Source organism: Deltaproteobacteria bacterium (genome assembly GCA_016709225.1).
GTDB classification, from domain to species: Bacteria; Myxococcota_A; Polyangia; order Nannocystales; family Nannocystaceae; genus Xiheibacterium; species Xiheibacterium phototrophicum.
The window spans coordinates 792,425-809,077 of record JADJEE010000002.1 but is presented as its reverse complement, the minus strand read 5'-3'; the positions used below and the strand labels follow the sequence as shown (position 1 = coordinate 809,077).

Below are 16,653 nucleotides of genomic sequence, written 5' to 3'. Positions count from 1 at the left end.
GAGGACGAAGGAGTACCGGGTGTATTTCGAGCTCCGAGCAACGCCGCCAAGGGGTCCGAGGGCGGTGTTATCGCGTCGCGGAGTTTCACCACGGGCTGCTAGCAGCGTCGGCGACGGAGCATCGGGGGCGCGTCCTCACGGGCGCGTCCGGGAATGCACGCTAAGCTCCACGGCGATGCCGAGAGCCACCTGGAATGGCGCCGTGATCGCCGAGTCGGACCAGACCGTCGTCGTCGAGGGCAACCACTACTTCCCGCCGGCTGCACTGCGCCGCGAACACCTCCGCGACAGCCAGACCCACACCGTGTGTGGTTGGAAGGGCACGGCCAGCTACTACGACGTCGTGGTCGGCGACGAGATCAACCGCGACGCGGCGTGGACGTATCCCGAGCCCAAGTCGGCCGCGGCGCAGATCCGCGATCACGTCGCGTTCTGGCGCGGCGTGCGGATCGAACCGTAGCGTCGCGCTCAACCGGCGGGTGGATTGACCACCAGCCCGAGGCCGGCGCCGGTCATGTCCGAGTAGGTGTAGGGCTGCACGAGGCCGGTCACGGTGGTGGTGGCGTAGCTCTCGGGGTGGACCTTGAACGCGACGCTCGCGTCCTGATCGGGCACCCACACGAAACCCTCGGCGTCGATGCTGATGCCGACCGGCGTGCCGCAGCCGGGCAGCGCGATGTCGTCGCGGATGAGCGTGCGCGTGGCGGTGTCGGCCTTCACCAGTGCGCAGGGGTTGTTGCTGGCCATCCACGCGAAGCCGTTGCGGTCGATCATGATGCCGCGGCCGCGACTGGTGTTCGGCGTGTCGATGATGTCCCAGGTCTCGGTGTTGGGATCGAAGTGCAGCAGCCCGCCGTTCCAGTCGCCCATCCACGGGTGACCGTTGGCGTCGGCGGTGATGCCGTACGGGCTGGTATCGGGCGGGGTCTCCCAGCGGTCGTAGACCAGCGTGTCGCCGTCGATGAACACTAGCGGCCCGGGGCCGCGACCGCTGGTCCAGAGATCGCCGTCGGCATTGACGGCTCCGCCGTAGGGGCCCCAGTCGGTGTCGCCCTGGGTGTCCCAGTCGATCACCTCGACCACGTCGAGGGTGTCGCCGTTGCCGCCGTCGAGCCGCTCGAAGTGGCCGATGTTGTTGTCGTAGTCCCACCACCCGACCCACAGGCGATCGTCTTGGGTCTGGCAGGGATCGTTGGCGGCGCCGGCGTCCCACGCGGTCGGGCGCGGCCCGTGGTGGTTGTTGCCGTCCACCGGCGTGGGCTTGTGCCACAGCATGCACTCGTCGTCGCCGAACGGCAGCACGTTGCCGGCGCCGGTCGACGTCTCGATCATGCCGTTGGCGTTGCGGTCGATGCAGCGGGCGTCGGCGGAGGCGAACTTGACGATGCCGCCGCCGCGGTTCGAGACCGCCGCGTCGCCCTCGAGGTTGACCGACGTGCGCGAGGGGTCGTCGTCGCCGTCGGTCGGGCCGGTGTAGTAGCGCCCGAGCTCGGTGCCAGTCGCGGTGTCGATCTTCGACACCGTGCCCTCGGGCGTGTTGGCGATCCAGATGATGCTGAAGGTGTTCTCGCCCACGGCACCGCCGCCGCCCATGCAGTCGCCGCCGGACTCCGTGGCGTTGCCGGTGCCGACATCGAGCTTGTCGCCGGAGTCGGCCTCGTGCGCGTCGTCGCCGTCGTCGACGCTGGTGCCGTCCAGCACGATGCCCGCCTCGCCGCTGCCCGCCTCGCTGGCCGCCGGCGGCGCTTGGTTGTGACAGGCCGCGACCGTCAACGTCGCGATCGCGCCGCGAATCATGCCTGATGCCGTCATTTGCTCGCCGCCCGATCGAGATCGGGCCCCCCGCAATCCAAGGTGCCACAAACCCCCGACGGCAGGGGGGCAGCGGCGACGCGAATCCTCGCACGACGACCCGTGGAGGTTGATGTGGCGGTCATTTCGACTACGCGCGCGTCAGCGCTCTGCAGCGTTCCCTGCCGATGGCGTGGCCCTCGCCACCCGATCATCCGCGCGCATCGGCGTCGGGCGATCGCCCGACGCCAGCGCGGGCTCAGGCGAGCACGGCGACCGCGAGCGCGACAGCGGTGGTGAACAGCGCGACACAGGCGACTGCGAGCCACGCCCGCGTGCGCGCAGCCGCGGCCGGCATCGCGCGGGGCAGCGACACGTGGGGCCTCGCGGTGTCCACCAGGCCGCGCACCGGCAGCACGACCGCGGGTACCGCTGCCGCGGATGCGCCGCGGGCGGTGGCGCCGATCAGCGTCTTGATGTCGATGAGGCCGGAGCCCGCCGACGGCTCGCGTGGCCGATGGACCATCGCATCCGGTCCGCCACCGTGGCGCCGCGCATCCTCGAAGGCGCGGAGATCGAACAACGTGGACTCGAGGCGGCGCTGTCCGATCAGACCGGGCGGGAACGGCTGCGGCGAGAACAGCGGGCTCGCGTCGCGTGGCGTGGTGCGGGTGTCGTCCACGTCGCAACAGACACCAGCCACCCGCGTGCTTCCGGGTCGGCCCCGCGAAAAATCGCGCCGGCCCCAGGTGTGCCGGTTGCGTTCGGCCCCACGGACGCGTGTACTTTCGGCCATGCAAGCTCGTCGCGTGGCGTGGGCGCTCACCGTGGCGGGTGTGATCGCCTGCCATCCGAAGGATGCTGGCACCACCGCACCGGTGGCGCTGGCGTCGGAGCAGATCGCCGATGACACCGGCAAGGTGCAGGTGGACATCGGCTACCGTGCCCGTCCGCAGCGCGAGGTCGAGCTCGTGGTCGACCTGCACGCCGTCGGCATCGAGGAGATGGACAAGCTCGCGGTCGACATCATCGTCGACGGCTTCGTGCTGGTCGACGGCGAGCCCGCGTGGTCGGGGTTCGTCGCGCCGCGGCAGCCCATCTCGCACCGCGCGAGCTTCCGCCTGATCGACGGGCGCGACGACGGCACCCTGACCGTCAGCGTGGACCGCTCCATGAACAGCGAGTCGTTGCTCGAGCGCCGTCTGACGTTCACCGCCGAGGGCGATCGCGTGGCGCCCGTGGACGATGGCGACTGACGCCGCATGGGGAATACGTGCGAGCGCGCGGGCGGTAGCGTGCGCGCCGATGCGATCGTGGATGACGCTGCGCCTGGTGCTGGTGCTGGGACTGCCTGCGTGCTCACTGCACCTCGAGCCGAGCTGCGGCGTGCACGGGCACGCTGGTGAGGTCGCCGCGTCTGGACCCGCGCCTGCCACCGAGCCCGCGTCCTGCCCGGGCCGCGCGCGCACCGGCATCACCGAGTGCTTCGCGAACCCCTGCGGACCCGGGCTGTATTGCGACGAGACCACGCTGCGCGAGTGTCGTCCCGGCTGCACGAGCGACACGAACTGCGGGCCGCGCGACATCTGCGTGCGCGAGGGCACCGCGGCGCTCGGTCGCTGCGAGTCGTGCGGTGGTCACGAGCTCCACGCGGCCGCGCCGGGCTGTGTCGAGCCCTCACGGACCGGCGCGACGCCGTGCTTCTTCGGCGACTGCGGGGCCGGCCAGTTCTGCGGCGGCGATCAGCGCTGCGTGCCGGGCTGCGTCAGCGACGAGAACTGCAGCGCCGAGGAGCACTGTGCCCGCGAGCGGGGCAGCGCAACGGGCGTGTGCCGCTCCTGCTACTTCTGATGGTCGCGTGCGGCTCGGCGGGGCTATCCTGTCGCGCACGCGGCTCGCCCGTCGGCGCCGCAGCACACCCTTGGCGCACGCGATCCCATGGCTGCTCTCGTTGCTGCTGATGGCCGGCCCCGGAGTGCGGACGCCCGGCGGTGTGCCGGCGCCGTGCGTGGCGAACCTCGTCGGGTCCGAGACGATGCCCACGCCGATGCGCCGCGTGCCCCCGGCTCGGCCGATCGCCGTGTTCACGCTCGGCGCCGGCGCGCTCGCGGCTGCGTCGGGCGCCGCGGTGTTGGCATCCGGGCTCGAGGCGCGCGACGCTGCACCGCACGGTGACACCTTCGGTGAGGTGCGCTCGCGTCTGAAGACCGGTCGCACGCTGGTGATCGTCGGCGCGACGCTGCTGGGGGCCGGCGTCGCGGCCCTCGCCGGGGGCATCGCGTGGATCGTCCGCGACCGCCAGCGTGCTCGGCGAGCGCTCGCACGCCTGTCGGCCGCGGCTTCGCGCTAACCTCCCGCACGAGATGGCGGCTGCGCGCTGGACCCCTGTGTGCCTCGTGTTCGCGATCGCCTGCGGGCGCGACCCCGTGCCCGCGGCGGTGCAAGCCAGCGCGACGCGACCTGCTGCGGCGCCGGTCGAGCGGGCCGCGATTCCGCCGGCGGTGGCGATCACCAAGGTCGCCGCCGGCGGCGACTCGACCTGCGCGGCGTCGAGCACCGGCCGCGTGCACTGTGCGGGGCGCATCATCGGCGACGCCGAACAGCCGCGCGCGATCCCGGTCGGTGATGTCGTCGACGAGCTCGCGGTCGCCGACGGCCAGGCCTGCGCCCGCACCCACGCCGGTGCGGTGGAGTGCTGGCGCGCGCCGGCGGTCGCCGGCGACGCGCCGGTGGTCGCCCGTGTGGACGACATCCACGACGCGACCGCGCTCGCGGTGCGCGACGAGGTCGCGTGCGCCAAGCTGGCGCAGGGGCGCGTGCGGTGCTGGGGCCGCGACACCAAGGGGCCGTTCACCGCGGAGCTGAACGGGCTGATCGGCGCCAAGGCGATCGCGTTCGACGGCGACGCCGTCATCGTGCATGCCGGCGACGGCAAGGTCCGCCACTACGACCCGCGCGGCGCCGTGCTCGAGCGCGACAACGACGGCGACGAGATCGCGGGCCTGGTCGGCACTGGCCGCGGCTGCGTGATCTACCGCGGCGCCCTGCGCTGCAGCGGTGATCACTTCGAGGGCACCCCGCTCGACGAGGGCTTCATGCCGCAGACGACCCATGTCGCGGGGGTGTGCGGCAGCTTCGGCACCGCCGAGATCCGCTGCTCGAGCTGGAACCGCGACACGCCGGCGGCCGGGCGCCGCTGGAGCACGTTCCTCGTGCCCGACGCGACCGTGGTCACCGCCGGCAACCATCACGCCTGCGCACTGACGAAGCTCGGCGCGCTGTGGTGCTGGGGGCGTGGCGCACAGGGGCAGCTCGGCGAGCGCACGCCTGAGCTGCTGCCGACCGACGTCACCGCCAAGTTCCGTTAGCGCTGGTCGGAGCGCACCCTGCCAGTACCTCGACACAGGGATTGTGACGGGCCACAACACCGCGGAGTCGCGGCCATGACGGCGTTCTGACCCATCACAATCCCTGTGTCGAGGTACTAGATCGCGAGCAGCCGTCGCAGCGCGGCCTCGTGGAGCTCGGCCTCGCGCTCGCCCATCTCGACGGTCGCGTCGATGCGATCTGGTCGCGTGTAGTCCCAGCGCTCGACCGGCACGTCGTGGCTGGGCGCGACGTACAGCCGCGGGCCGTGCTCGCCCGGGCGCTCGCCGAGCACGTTGCGCGGGTAGGGCCGGGTGAGCAGCACCAGGTTGGCGCGGATGCCCGCATCGGTCTCGGCGACGTCGGCGGGTACGTTGTCGATGAGGCCGCCGTCGAGCAGCGCGTGCCCGCGGAAGCGGCCGATCGGGGTGAACGGTGGCGTCGACGACGACGCGATCACCAGATCCGCGAGGTCATCGGGGCTCTCGCAGCTGCGCGCGTCGAACGGCATGGCTTGGAAGCCGATGCGACGGCCGAAGCTGGGGTGGACCATGCCCGGGCGCATGCGCTTCTCGAGGTTGTACGCTGCCAGACCCACCGCCGCGCCGACCGGTGCCGGGACCATGCGGGGGAACGCGGCGGTCAGCACCCACAGCGGGAACGGCAGCGCGCGCACGCGCTCGAGCCCGCCCTCGGCGGCCGCGCACAGCAGCGTGTCGCGATAGATCTCGCCATGCGGCGCCGGCGACTTGCCCTGCAGCAGGCGCGTCCACTCGAGGTTGCGCGTCACGTGGTTGCGGCGCGCTCGCCAGAACGAGCGCGTCGGTACCTCGCGCCCGCTGAGCCACAGCACGGCCACGCACGCGCCCGCGCTACACGCCGCGAGCGCACCCAGCCGTGGCAGCAGGCGCTCGCCCCAGCGATGCAGCAAGCCGAGTTGATAGAACGCCCGGTTGCCGCCGCCGGCGAGCGTGAGGGCGATGTTGCGTCGGTCTTGCAAGGGGCTCGGGTCTGCGGTGTAGCGCACTTTGGGGCCGCTAGGGTTGCTTGCGGGGCGCCATGATGGCGCGGCGGAGGGCCGCAGCCCGGTGGCCATCGTCGAGCACGACCTTGCCGTCGGCGATCGTGATGCCCAGCTGCGCAAACACGGCGTCGGTGTCGACGAAGTCGGGCACCGCCAGCGCTCGCGCGGCGGTCTGCGTGAAGATCGGCTCGCCATACCAGCGGTCGAGCCGGGTGAGTAGCGCGTCGGCGCCGAACTGGAACACGCTGTCGCCGCAGCAGCGGCGCAGCTGCTTCATGGCGTCGTCGAGACCGTCGCGATCGGGGTGCGCCAGGCGCAGCGCGACGTCGAGCTCGAACGCGATCGCGGCGCCGCCCCAGTAGACCCGCTGGTAGGCGTGTTGCTCGTGCATGGCCGCGCTGTCGCGGGCGAGCGTGCGTCCGCGGGCACCTCGGCGCCCGCGCTCGAACGCATCGTAGAGCTCCTGCCAGCCCTCGCGCTCGCTGCGGTGACCCTGCCGCGTGCGCATGACCTCGGTGTAGTAGGAGACGAAGCCCTCGCCCATCCAAGGGTCCTTCACGAACGGCATGCCGTGGTGCAGCAGCTCGTGCACCGTGGTCCAGCCGCCGGGCAGGCGCGCAGCATCGGCATGATCGTCGAGCAGCAAGAACACCCCGGCACCGCCACCGCGCGCGGCCGCGCCGAATTCGACCGCACCGTCGCCGCCGGCGATCGGCACCACCACGACCTGCAGGTGCTCACGGGGGTAGTGGCCGTAGAGCATCGAGGCGCCGTCGACCGCGTCGGTGATCCACGCGCGCACGCCCTCGCGATCACAGGCGATGGGGTGATCGAGCCTCGCGATCTCGATGGCCGCGCCGTTGCGCTCGAACCGATCGAGGTCGAGCGCGCCGAAGGCGGTGTAGCCGGTCCATCGCGAGACCGTGGCGTCGATGCGATAGCGGCTGCGTCGAGCGTCGCGCTCGCCGTCGACGAGGGTCCACGGCACCGAGGCCCGCACGCCCGGCGGCAGCTCGAGCGCGACGGTCGGGGTGACGTCGGACGACGCGTCGGTGGGCCACAGCAGCCACAGCGACTGCTTGAGCAACACGCTGTCGCCCAGCACGGTCGCGCTGCGGCTGCCCGCGCCCGCGGACACGCCCGCGAGATCGACGTGCCATCGCACGCACGCATCCTGCGGCAGCGTGCCGAGCTCGACGCGGCCACGCGCGAGCGTCAACGGGCGCGGCATCGGAGCATCCACCGACAGGCCGTCCCATCCGACGCCGGCCTCGTCGACGATCGTGCGCAGCGCGGCTGGGGCGGGGCCGTCGAAGCACATGCGCACCGCCATGCCGCGGGCCCCGGGCTCGAGCGCGACTTCGTAGCGCCACGCAGTGCGCTCGCGGTCTCGGTCCGCGCCCGCACCGGCGGACCCGGGCGCGACGGAGCGATCGGCCGCGCCGGTGCTGCGGCCCGACGTCGTCCCGCATGCCATCGCGAGCGCGCATGCCATCGCGAGCGCGCATGCCATCGTGCCGCCACGGGCCCACGGGGCCACGCGCCGCCGCGCGCCCGCCCGCGGCGCTTCGCTCGTGACGCGGGGCGTGGCGCGACCGCGGGGCACTGGGGGACGATGGACCAGGCCGCGACATTGTGCGCGATTCCTCGCGGCTGCGTCGAGGTCTCCCGACGCGCTCCGCGAAGCACCGGGGCCGGTGATCTGCATGGAACCAACCGCGTCGCTGGGCACCTCCTTCATCGCATGTTGCGAGCGGGATCAAGCCATGCCGTCGGCAACCCGGCGCACCGTCGCTGCGACGAACGTCCACCGACGCGGGCGCGAAATACTGCCGCCATCGACCGGGTAGGCAGGCACGGCACATGCGTTCGGGTGGCGTCGCCCTGCGACGACCCTCGCGACGCAACCGGCCATCGACGATCGACGCTCGCGTCCGCGGGGCCTCGACGGGAGCCGCTGCCCTATGGCAGCCTTGCGATCCCCCGAGCCCGCGGGGTCGGCACGGTGTCGTTCGGATTCCACCGCCATGGATGAGTTCTTCGCCGCCAGCCTGAGCTTCCCGACCGTGGTCTTCACGGTGCTGCTCGGCATTGCGCTGGTCTATTGGGTGCTCGTCATCCTCGGCGCGTTGGGCCTGGACTCACTCGATTTCGGCGACGGCGGACACGGGGGTGACATCGGCCACGGCGACATCGGCCACGGCGACGTCGGCCACGGCGACGGCGGCGGCGACGGCCACGACGGCCACTCGCACGGCTTCCTCGGCACGCTGCTGGGCGCGCTGCGGCTCGACGCGGTGCCGACCACCATCGTGGTGTCGCTGATCTTCTTCTTCGGTTTCCTGCTGTCGGAGCTCTCGACCTACTACCTGCTCGGCGATACCCGCAACTGGCTGCTCGAGACGTTGGTGCTGGTCGCGGTGTTCGTGGTCGCCGTGCTGCTGACCGCGGTGGCGATTCGCCCGCTTGCGCCGGTGTTCCACACCCACTCTGCGGCGCGGCGCTCCGGTCTGGTCGGCAAGGTCGTCACGATCGACACCAGCCGCGTCGACGCCGGCTTCGGTGCGGCGCGGGCGGAGGACGGCGGCGCCGGCCTGATCGTGCAGGTGCGCTGCGATCCACCCAACGAACTCGCCCGCGGTGCCCGTGCCCTGGTGGTCTCGTACGACGAGGCCCGCGAGGTCTACGAGGTCACCGCGCTGGGCGATCTGGTGTCGCCCGACGGCGGCCCGGCCCCACGTTCCTAGAGAGCCCGCGTTCCCGCGACGTCTGCCCCCCGAAACGCCCATCGCGCCGCAAGAAGGTCGAAAGAAACGATGCCAGATCTCCCACTCGTGACGGTCCTCGTCGCCATCGGCGTCGGGGTCATCTTCCTGGTGTTCCTCGTCGCGCTCATCGCCAAGTTCTACCGCCAGGTGGATCAGGGCAAGGCGCTGATCGTGAACACGATGGGCAAGGAACCCATCGTGACCTTCACGGGCCGCACGGTGGTGCCTGTCATCAACCGTGCCGAGGTCATGGACATCTCGGTCAAGACCATCGAGATCGCGCGAACCGGCAAGGACGGCCTGATCTGCGCCGACAACATCCGCGCGGACATCAAGGTCACCTTCTTCGTGCGGGTCAACAAGACCGTCGAGGACGTCCTCAAGGTCGCCCAGACCATCGGCTGCGTGCGCGCCAGCGACCCCGAGACGCTCGAGACCTTGTTCTCGGCCAAGTTCTCCGAGGCGCTGAAGACCGTCGGCAAGCGGCTCGACTTCGAGGAGCTCTACACCAAGCGCCACGAGTTCAAGGACCAGATACTCACCGTCATCGGCCAGGACTTGAACGGCTACGTGCTCGACGACTGCGCGATCGACTACCTCGAGCAGACCCCGCTGTCGAACCTCGACCCGCACAACATCCTCGATGCCCACGGCATCCGCAAGATCACGCAGATCACCGCGGAGCAGAACATCCTCACCAACGACCTGCGGCGCGAGGAAGAGAAGAAGATCAAGAAGAAGAACACCGAGACCGCCGAGGCGACCATGGAGCTCGATCGCCAGCAGGCCGACGCCGCGTACAAGCAGCAGCGCGAGATCGCCAGCGTGAAGGCCCGCGAGGAGGCCGAGGCCGCGCGCATCATTGCCGAGGAGCGCAAGAAGGCCGAGCTCGCCCGCATCAAGGTCGACGAAGAGCTGGGGGTCAACGAGGAGAACAAGCGCCGCCAGATCGAGGTTGCGGTCAAGAACCGCGAGCGCGTGGTGCTGGTCGAGCAGGAGCGCGTGGTCAAGGACCAGCAGCTCGAGGCCATCGGCCGTGAGCGCGAGACCGAGCTCAAGCGCATCGAGAAGGAGAAGGCGCTCGAGGTCCAGAAGAAGGAGATCGCCGACGTCATCCGCGGCCGCGTCGCGGTCGACAAGACCGTCGCCGAGGAGGAGGAGCGCATCAAGGATCTGCGCGTGCTGGCGGCCGCGAGGCGGGCCAAGGACGCGAAGATCATCGAGGCTGAGGCCCAGGCCGAGCAGGAGCTGGTCAAGCAGATCAAGGCCGCGCAGGCGGGTGAGGAGTCGGCCAAGTTCGAGGCGAAGCAGCGCCTGTTGCTCGCCGACGCCGACCTCGAGGCCTCCGACCGGGTCGCGCGCGCCAAGATGCGCATGGCCGAGGGCACGCAGGCCGAGGCCGCTGCGCCGGGCCTCGCCGAGGTGAAGGTCAAGGAGGCCGACGCCGCGGCGATCGAGAAGCTCGGCGGCGCCGAGGCCCGCGTACTGCTGCAGAAGATGGAATCCGAGGCCCGCGGCCGCGAGAGCCAAGGCCTGGCCGAGGTGAAGGTGCGCGAGGCCCAGGCCGCTGCGACCGAGAAGACCGGCAACGCCGAGGCCAACGCGCGGCGCCAGATGCTGCTGGCCGAGGCCGCCGGCAAGGAGGCCGACGCGGCCGCGACCGAGAAGATGGCGACCGCCAAGGCCGCCGAGATCCGCGAGTCGCTGCTGGGCGAGGCCGCCGGTCTCACCGAGAAGGCCGAGGCCATGAAGCACCTCGACGACGCCACCCGGGCGCACGAGGAGTACCGGCTGCGACTCGATCGGCAGATGCAGGTCGCGTTGGCACAGATCTCCGCGCGCAAGGACATCGCCCACGCGCAGGCCGAGGTCATGTCGGCGGCGATGGGCACCGCGAAGATCAACATCGTCGGCGGCGACGGTCAGTTCTTCGACCGCTTCGTGCACGCGGTCTCGCTGGGCCAGGCGCTCGACGGGGTGGTCGACAACAGCGACACCGCGCGCAAGCTGGTGGGGGGCTACCTCGACGGCAGCGAGAGCTTCACCGACGACATGAAGGCCATCCTCTCGCGGCCGGCGATCGACACCGAGGCGCTGAAGAACCTCAGCGTCACCGCGATCCTCACGCAGCTGCTCGGCGCCGCCGGCGAGGGCGAGCGCGGCAAGCTGCAGGCCCTGGTCGCCCGCGCCAAGGAGCTGGGCCTCTAGCGCGCCCGGCGAGAAGCCGCGACATCGATCATGGCCGACACCAACGCGACCGCCCCGGCCGAGGCCGCCGAGGGCAGCGAGACCTCGGCGCGCGATCTCGAAGGGGGCTCCTACGAGGTCATCCGCGCGCGCCTGGTCACCCAGGGCAAGGACCTCGGCGCCCGCGCCGAGCAGCTGAACGCGGCGCGCATCGCCGCGTTCGGCGGCACCGAGATGACGGTGATCGGACAGTGCCGCGTCCGCACCGAGAACAACTGCGTCCCGCGCGACATCGTGCAGATCGGCGGGCGCCTGCTGTTCGGCTACAACGTCTTCATCGGCCTGCGGACCGAGACCGCGGTCGAGGACGTGTTCAGCCTGCAGCGCTGGGACACCAACGAAGACGGCCTCGATCTCACCGCCGTTGCGCTCGGCGATGGTGGCCCCGCGTTCCTGGTCGAGCCCAGCTTCGCGGACCAGTTCCGCGAGCTGTACCGCTTCTACAAGAACGCGCGGCTCCTGCAGTTCTCGCGCAACGAGACGCAGTTCCTGGCGGTGTTCCAGATCGGCGCCGACGTCGGGGACATCCGCGTGTTCCGCTGGGCGCTCGACGCCAAGGGCGAGCCGACCTACGTCGACAACCGTGGCGAGCGCGACTTCACGTTCCCGCCGTCGCACGACTTCGAGTGGCGCGCGACCACCCGCGAGGACCGTCGCGAGGGCGTGCATCCCCACGTCTCGATCCGCGACAAGGTCTTCGTCGAGACCGTTGGTGGCGACCTCACGGTCAAGGTCGAGAACAACACCGAGAGCGGCGAGGGCATCTACGCCGAGCCGGTCGACGAGGCCATGCAGACCCTCGACGACGCCAGCATCGAGTACGCCGAGATCGGCCCGCTGGTGCTGATCAAGGTGCGACCGTATCGCGAGGACGCGTACCGCTACCTGGTGTTCTCGACCCGCACGCAGCGGGTGGTCCGCATCGACGCGATCGGCAAGGCCTGCGTCAGCCTGCCCGAGGACCACGGCATCATCTTCCCCGGTGGCTTCTTCCTCCAAGACGGTCAGCACAAGGTCTTCGACGGCGACTACGCCGGCTTCGAGTTCTACAAGATGCTGCGCTCGCCCAACGGCGAGGACGTGCTCTACGTGTTCGTCGAGCGCAGCAAGGGCATCTACGCGCTGCTGCCGTACAACCTGATCCGTCGCGAGATCCAGACCCCGATCCGTTGCAATGGCTTCTCGCTGTTCGATGACGGCCGCCTGGTGGTCTCGCGTGCGGTCTCGGAGGAGCCCACCAAGGTCCACCCGATGCAGGTGTGGCAGACGCCGTTCGTCTCGGTCGAGTACGCAGCGCGGACCCCGGCTGGCACCGGCTTCCTGCACAAGCTCGGCAACGCCGACCTCGTGCGCGGCATCTCGGATTGCCTGAGCGTGCGACGCTTCATCGACGAGCAGACGCCATCGCGACAGGTCTACGAGGACCTCATCGCCAACGTCACCCGCATCGTCGACGCCTACCACTGGCTCGGGCACGCCGAGACCTTCGCGCTGGCGCCGGTGCTGCAGGAGATCCGCAAGACCGCCGACCTCATCGTGGGCGAGTTCGAGAAGGTGGTGGCGCTGCGCAAGCAGGCCGCCAGCGCGCTGGCGACCGCGACCCGCACGCAACAGGAGATCATCGGCGCGATCCGTCCCGACAGCTGGACGCAGGTCGCCGAGTACATGGAGGCGCTCGCCAAGCTGCGCACGCAGCGGGGCACGCTCATCACGCTGCGCGAGCAGCGTTACATGGATCTGGCGGCGCTGCAGCGGCTCGAAGACGAGGTCGTGCAGGCCTTCAACCAGCTGTCGGCGACCACCGTGCGCTTCCTGGCACGCGACGACGCGCTGGCGCCGGTGACCAAGCAGCTCGACGATCTGCTGCAGCGGGCCGGCAGCGCCGAGAAGACCAACGAACTCGCGCCCCATGCGGAGGCCGTGACGAAGGTTTCCGATGGCCTCGCGGTGCTCTCGGAGGTCGCGGCCAACCTGCAGGTCGACGACCCGACGCTGCGCACGAGGATCCTCGAGGGCATCTCCGAGTCGTTCGCGCACTGCAATCGCGTGCGCGCAGTGGTCGAGAACCGTCGCCGCGAGCTGCTCTCGCACGAGGGCCGCGCCGAGTTTGCGGCCCAGTTCAAGCTCTACGGCCAGGCGGTGCAGAGCGCGATCGCGCTGTGCGATACGCCCGAGCGCTGCGACGAGCAGCAATCGCGACTGATGGTCCAGCTCGAGGAGCTCGAGGCCAAGTTCTCCGAGTTCGACGAGTTCATCGGCGAGCTCACGCGCAAGCGCGAAGAGGTCTTCGAGGCCTTCGGTCAACGCAAGCAGCTGCTGGTCGACGAGCGCCAGCGCCGGGTCGCGAACCTGTGGCAGGCCGCCGAGCGCATCATCACGGGGCTGTCGCGGCGGGCCTCGAGCTTCTCGAACGCCGACGAGCTCAACTCGTTCTTCGCGGCCGACGGCATGGTGCTGAAGCTGCGCGAGCTCGGCGAGCGCATCTCCGAGCTCGGCGACACCGTCAAGTCGGAGGAGGTGCAGTCGCGCCTCAAGTCGACCCGCCAGGACGCGCTCCGGTCGCTGCGGGACCGCCTCGATCTCTTCGAGGGCGGCGCCGACCTCATCAAGCTCGGCAAGCACCGCTTCACCGTCAACGCCCAGCCCCTCGAACTCACGATGGTGCCGCACGAGGGCGGCATGGCGCTGGGCATCACTGGCACCGACTTCGTCGAGCCGATCGTCGACCCGCAGTTCGAGGCGACCCGGCCGCTGTGGTCACAGCAGCTGGTCAGCGAGACCGATGCGGTCTACCGCGGCGAGTTCCTCGCGGCCAGCATCCTCGCGGAGGCCGAGGGTGGCGTGGGCGGCCTCTCGGTCGCGGGCCTCGCCGAGGCGCTGCGCACCGATGCGCTGCTCGAGCTGGTGCGGCGTTACGCGGCCGATCGCTATCAGGAGGGCTACGAGCGCGGTGTCCACGATGCCGACGCCGCGGCGATCCTCGGCAAGCTGGTGACGCTGCACGCCAGCGCCGGTTTGCTGCGCTTCTCGGCGCCGGTGCGCGCGCTGGCGCTGCTGCACTGGAGCTACGGCGACGACGCGCGACGCGGGCGTTGGCACTCGCGCGCGCGCAGCCTGCTGCGCCTGCGCAGCACCTTCGCGCGGGCCGAGGCCGTCGACGAACTCGCTGGCGAGATCGCGGGCTCGATACGCGCTTGGATCGATGCGGCTGCGGCTCCCTTCGCGTCCACGCTCGCGCCGCTGGCGGCCCACTACCTCGTCGAAGAGCTCGCGGCCGATCGCCCGCGCTTCGTGCTCGGCGCGGACGCGGCCGCCCTGCGCGACGGGCTGATGCGGCGGCTCGAAGGCGCGAACCTGCGGCGCGGCCTCGAGGATGACCTGCAGGCGCTCGCCGAAGACCCGATCTCGCGATACGTGGTCGCGCTGGCGTGGCTGCGGGGCTGGCTCGAGCGCAGCGACGACGACGACGTCAAGCGTCGCGCGCCGGCGCTCGCCGAGGCCGCCGCCGCGATCGCCACCGGCGACGCCGTCGAGCGCGAGGTCTCGGCGGGCCTCGTGAGCGCCGAGGTCACCGACCTGCTCGGGCAGCACCCGCGGATCGTGTCGCGGCGCCTGGAGCTGCGCATCGACGAGTTCAGCGAGCGCACCGACGCGTTCCGTCGTGAGCGCGTGCCGGCCTACCTGCGCTACCGCGAGCAGCGACAGCAGCTGGTCGACCGCGAGCGTTCGCGCCTGCGACTCGAGGAGCTGCGCCCCAAGGTCCTGACCTCGTTCGTGCGCAACCGGCTGATCGACGAGGTCTACCTGCCGCTCATCGGTGACAACCTCGCCAAGCAGCTCGGCGCCGCCGGCGAGGGCAAGCGCACCGACCTGATGGGCATGCTGCTGCTCATCTCGCCGCCCGGCTACGGCAAGACCACGCTGATGGAGTACGTGGCGAGCCGCCTGGGGCTGGCGTTCGTCAAGGTCAACGGGCCCGCGCTCGGCCACGGCGTGACGTCGATCGACCCTGCCGACGCACCCAACGCGACCGCGCGTCAGGAGGTCGAGAAGATCAACTTCGGTCTCGAGATGGGCAACAACGTGATGCTCTACCTCGACGACATCCAGCACACCAACCCCGAGCTGCTGCAGAAGTTCATCTCGCTGTGCGACGCGCAGCGGCGCATCGAGGGCGTGTGGAAGGGCCGAACCCGGACCTACGACCTGCGCGGCAAGAAGTTCTGCGTGGTCATGGCGGGCAACCCGTACACCGAGTCGGGCGAGAAGTTCCAGATCCCCGACATGCTGGCCAACCGCGCCGACACCTACAACCTCGGCGACATCCTGCACGGCAAGGACGAGCTCTTCGCGCTCAGCTACATCGAGAACGCGGTCACCAGCAACCGCGTGCTCGCGCCGCTCGCCACCCGCGAGCCGGCCGACCTGCACCGCCTGGTGCGGCTCGCCCACGGCGAGGAGGTCCCGGCCAGCGAGTTCGCTGGCGCGTACTCGGCGGTCGAGATCGCCGAGATCGTCGCGGTGCTGCAGCGGTTGTTCAAGGTGCAGAAGGTCCTGCTCGACGTGAACCGCCAGTACATCGCGTCGGCGTCCATGGACGACCGCTTCCGTACCGAGCCGCCGTTCAAGCTGCAGGGCAGCTACCGCAACATGAACAAGCTGGCCGAGAAGGTCGTGCCGGCGATGAACGACGACGAGATGGAGCGTCTCGTCGACGACCACTACCGCAGCGAGTCGCAGACCCTGACCATCGGCGCCGAGCAGAATCTACTCAAGCTCGCCGAGCTCCGCGGGCGCATGTCGGAGGTCGAGCGCGCGCGCTGGGACGCCATCAAGCTCGAGTTCCAGCGGCTCAAGATGGTCGGTGGCTCCGATGAAGACCCGGTCGCGCGCGTCACTGCGGGCCTGGCCAACCTCGCCCAGGGGCTGCGCTCGATCGAGACGGTGCTCGGCACTGCCGCGGCGTCCGCGGCCCAGAGCGCCGCCGCGGCGTCGCAGAGCGCCGCATCGGCGGCGGCCAACAAGCTCGGTGATCTCGACGCGCACATCTATGGCGTGCAGCAGTCGATCGCCGCGGTCGCAGCCGCCATCAGCAAGGCGACCGCCGGCGGCGTGCCGCGGCCGCCGACCGTCGATACCCCCGGACGCAGCCAGGGGCGCGACGACGTGCTCGCGGGCTACCTCGACCGGCTCGATCGATCGCTGCAGGTGCTGGCGTCACCGAAGCTCGAGGTCATGGTCCACAACCAGCCGCCGCCGGGCATCGAAGAGCTGCTCGCGCAGCAGATCGCGATCATCGAGCGCACGCTGGTGCCGCTGGTGCGGACCACCAACCAGTCGATGGGCAACCCGACGGCGGTCGACCTGCACGTGCAGGAGCTGCTGCGACTCATGCGGGCGATCGACGAGCGACTGCGCTTCGCGGTGATGGGCCCTGCGCCGCAGCGCTGACCACGG

The 16,653-nt window shown here is 70.7% G+C and carries 12 protein-coding genes; 8 read left to right on the top strand and 4 right to left on the bottom strand.

All coding sequences use genetic code 11. The features are described 5' to 3' along the window. The first annotated feature begins 175 nt into the window (after nucleotides 1-175). Complete coding sequence (locus IPH07_17525; protein ID MBK6919199.1) at nucleotides 176-460, top strand: DUF427 domain-containing protein; 285 nt, start codon at nucleotides 176-178, stop codon at nucleotides 458-460. 8 nt (nucleotides 461-468) lie between these two features. Here the strand turns inward: IPH07_17525 and IPH07_17520 are convergent, their stop codons facing one another. Beyond that, nucleotides 469-1,797, bottom strand: a complete 1,329-nt coding sequence (locus IPH07_17520; protein MBK6919198.1) for a hypothetical protein — start codon at nucleotides 1,795-1,797, stop codon at nucleotides 469-471. A gap of 253 nt (nucleotides 1,798-2,050) precedes the next feature. Continuing rightward, nucleotides 2,051-2,473, bottom strand: coding sequence for a hypothetical protein (locus IPH07_17515; GenBank protein MBK6919197.1), 423 nt, complete (start codon nucleotides 2,471-2,473; stop codon nucleotides 2,051-2,053). Nucleotides 2,474-2,585: 112 nt separating this feature from the next. On the opposite strand from IPH07_17515, the gene IPH07_17510 reads away from it, so the two are divergent. The 4 genes from IPH07_17510 to IPH07_17495 all read left to right on the top strand — a co-directional run bounded on the left by IPH07_17510 (nucleotide 2,586) and on the right by IPH07_17495 (nucleotide 5,159). Continuing rightward, complete coding sequence (locus IPH07_17510) at nucleotides 2,586-3,047, top strand: hypothetical protein (protein ID MBK6919196.1); 462 nt, start codon at nucleotides 2,586-2,588, stop codon at nucleotides 3,045-3,047. A 49-nt stretch (nucleotides 3,048-3,096) separates the two neighbouring features. Next, nucleotides 3,097-3,642 carry a hypothetical protein gene (locus IPH07_17505; protein ID MBK6919195.1) on the top strand — a complete coding sequence of 182 codons (546 nt, stop codon included), beginning with the start codon at nucleotides 3,097-3,099 and terminating at the stop codon, nucleotides 3,640-3,642. 70 nt (nucleotides 3,643-3,712) lie between these two features. After that, nucleotides 3,713-4,141: a hypothetical protein gene (locus tag IPH07_17500; GenBank protein MBK6919194.1), complete on the top strand. Its 429-nt coding sequence runs from the start codon at nucleotides 3,713-3,715 to the stop codon at nucleotides 4,139-4,141. Nucleotides 4,142-4,154: 13 nt separating this feature from the next. Further along, nucleotides 4,155-5,159: a hypothetical protein gene (locus IPH07_17495; GenBank protein MBK6919193.1), complete on the top strand. Its 1,005-nt coding sequence runs from the start codon at nucleotides 4,155-4,157 to the stop codon at nucleotides 5,157-5,159. A gap of 116 nt (nucleotides 5,160-5,275) precedes the next feature. Here IPH07_17495 and IPH07_17490 read toward each other — a convergent pair whose 3' ends face one another. Both IPH07_17490 and IPH07_17485 read right to left on the bottom strand, forming a co-directional pair. Next, entirely contained in the window at nucleotides 5,276-6,157 is an 882-nt protein-coding gene (locus IPH07_17490; GenBank protein MBK6919192.1) for a patatin-like phospholipase family protein, read from the bottom strand. A 37-nt stretch (nucleotides 6,158-6,194) separates the two neighbouring features. Next, nucleotides 6,195-7,694, bottom strand: coding sequence for a hypothetical protein (locus IPH07_17485; GenBank protein ID MBK6919191.1), 1,500 nt, complete (start codon nucleotides 7,692-7,694; stop codon nucleotides 6,195-6,197). A 514-nt stretch (nucleotides 7,695-8,208) separates the two neighbouring features. Between IPH07_17485 and IPH07_17480 the strand changes: the two genes are divergently transcribed. The 3 genes from IPH07_17480 to IPH07_17470 all read left to right on the top strand — a co-directional run bounded on the left by IPH07_17480 (nucleotide 8,209) and on the right by IPH07_17470 (nucleotide 16,647). Next, complete coding sequence (locus tag IPH07_17480) at nucleotides 8,209-8,928, top strand: hypothetical protein (GenBank protein ID MBK6919190.1); 720 nt, start codon at nucleotides 8,209-8,211, stop codon at nucleotides 8,926-8,928. Nucleotides 8,929-8,997: 69 nt separating this feature from the next. Then, nucleotides 8,998-11,157: a hypothetical protein gene (locus tag IPH07_17475; protein ID MBK6919189.1), complete on the top strand. Its 2,160-nt coding sequence runs from the start codon at nucleotides 8,998-9,000 to the stop codon at nucleotides 11,155-11,157. A 30-nt stretch (nucleotides 11,158-11,187) separates the two neighbouring features. Further along, nucleotides 11,188-16,647 (top strand): DNA repair ATPase, encoded by a 5,460-nt coding sequence (locus IPH07_17470; protein MBK6919188.1) that lies wholly within the window; start codon nucleotides 11,188-11,190, stop codon nucleotides 16,645-16,647. The last annotated feature ends 6 nt before the right edge of the window (nucleotides 16,648-16,653 follow it).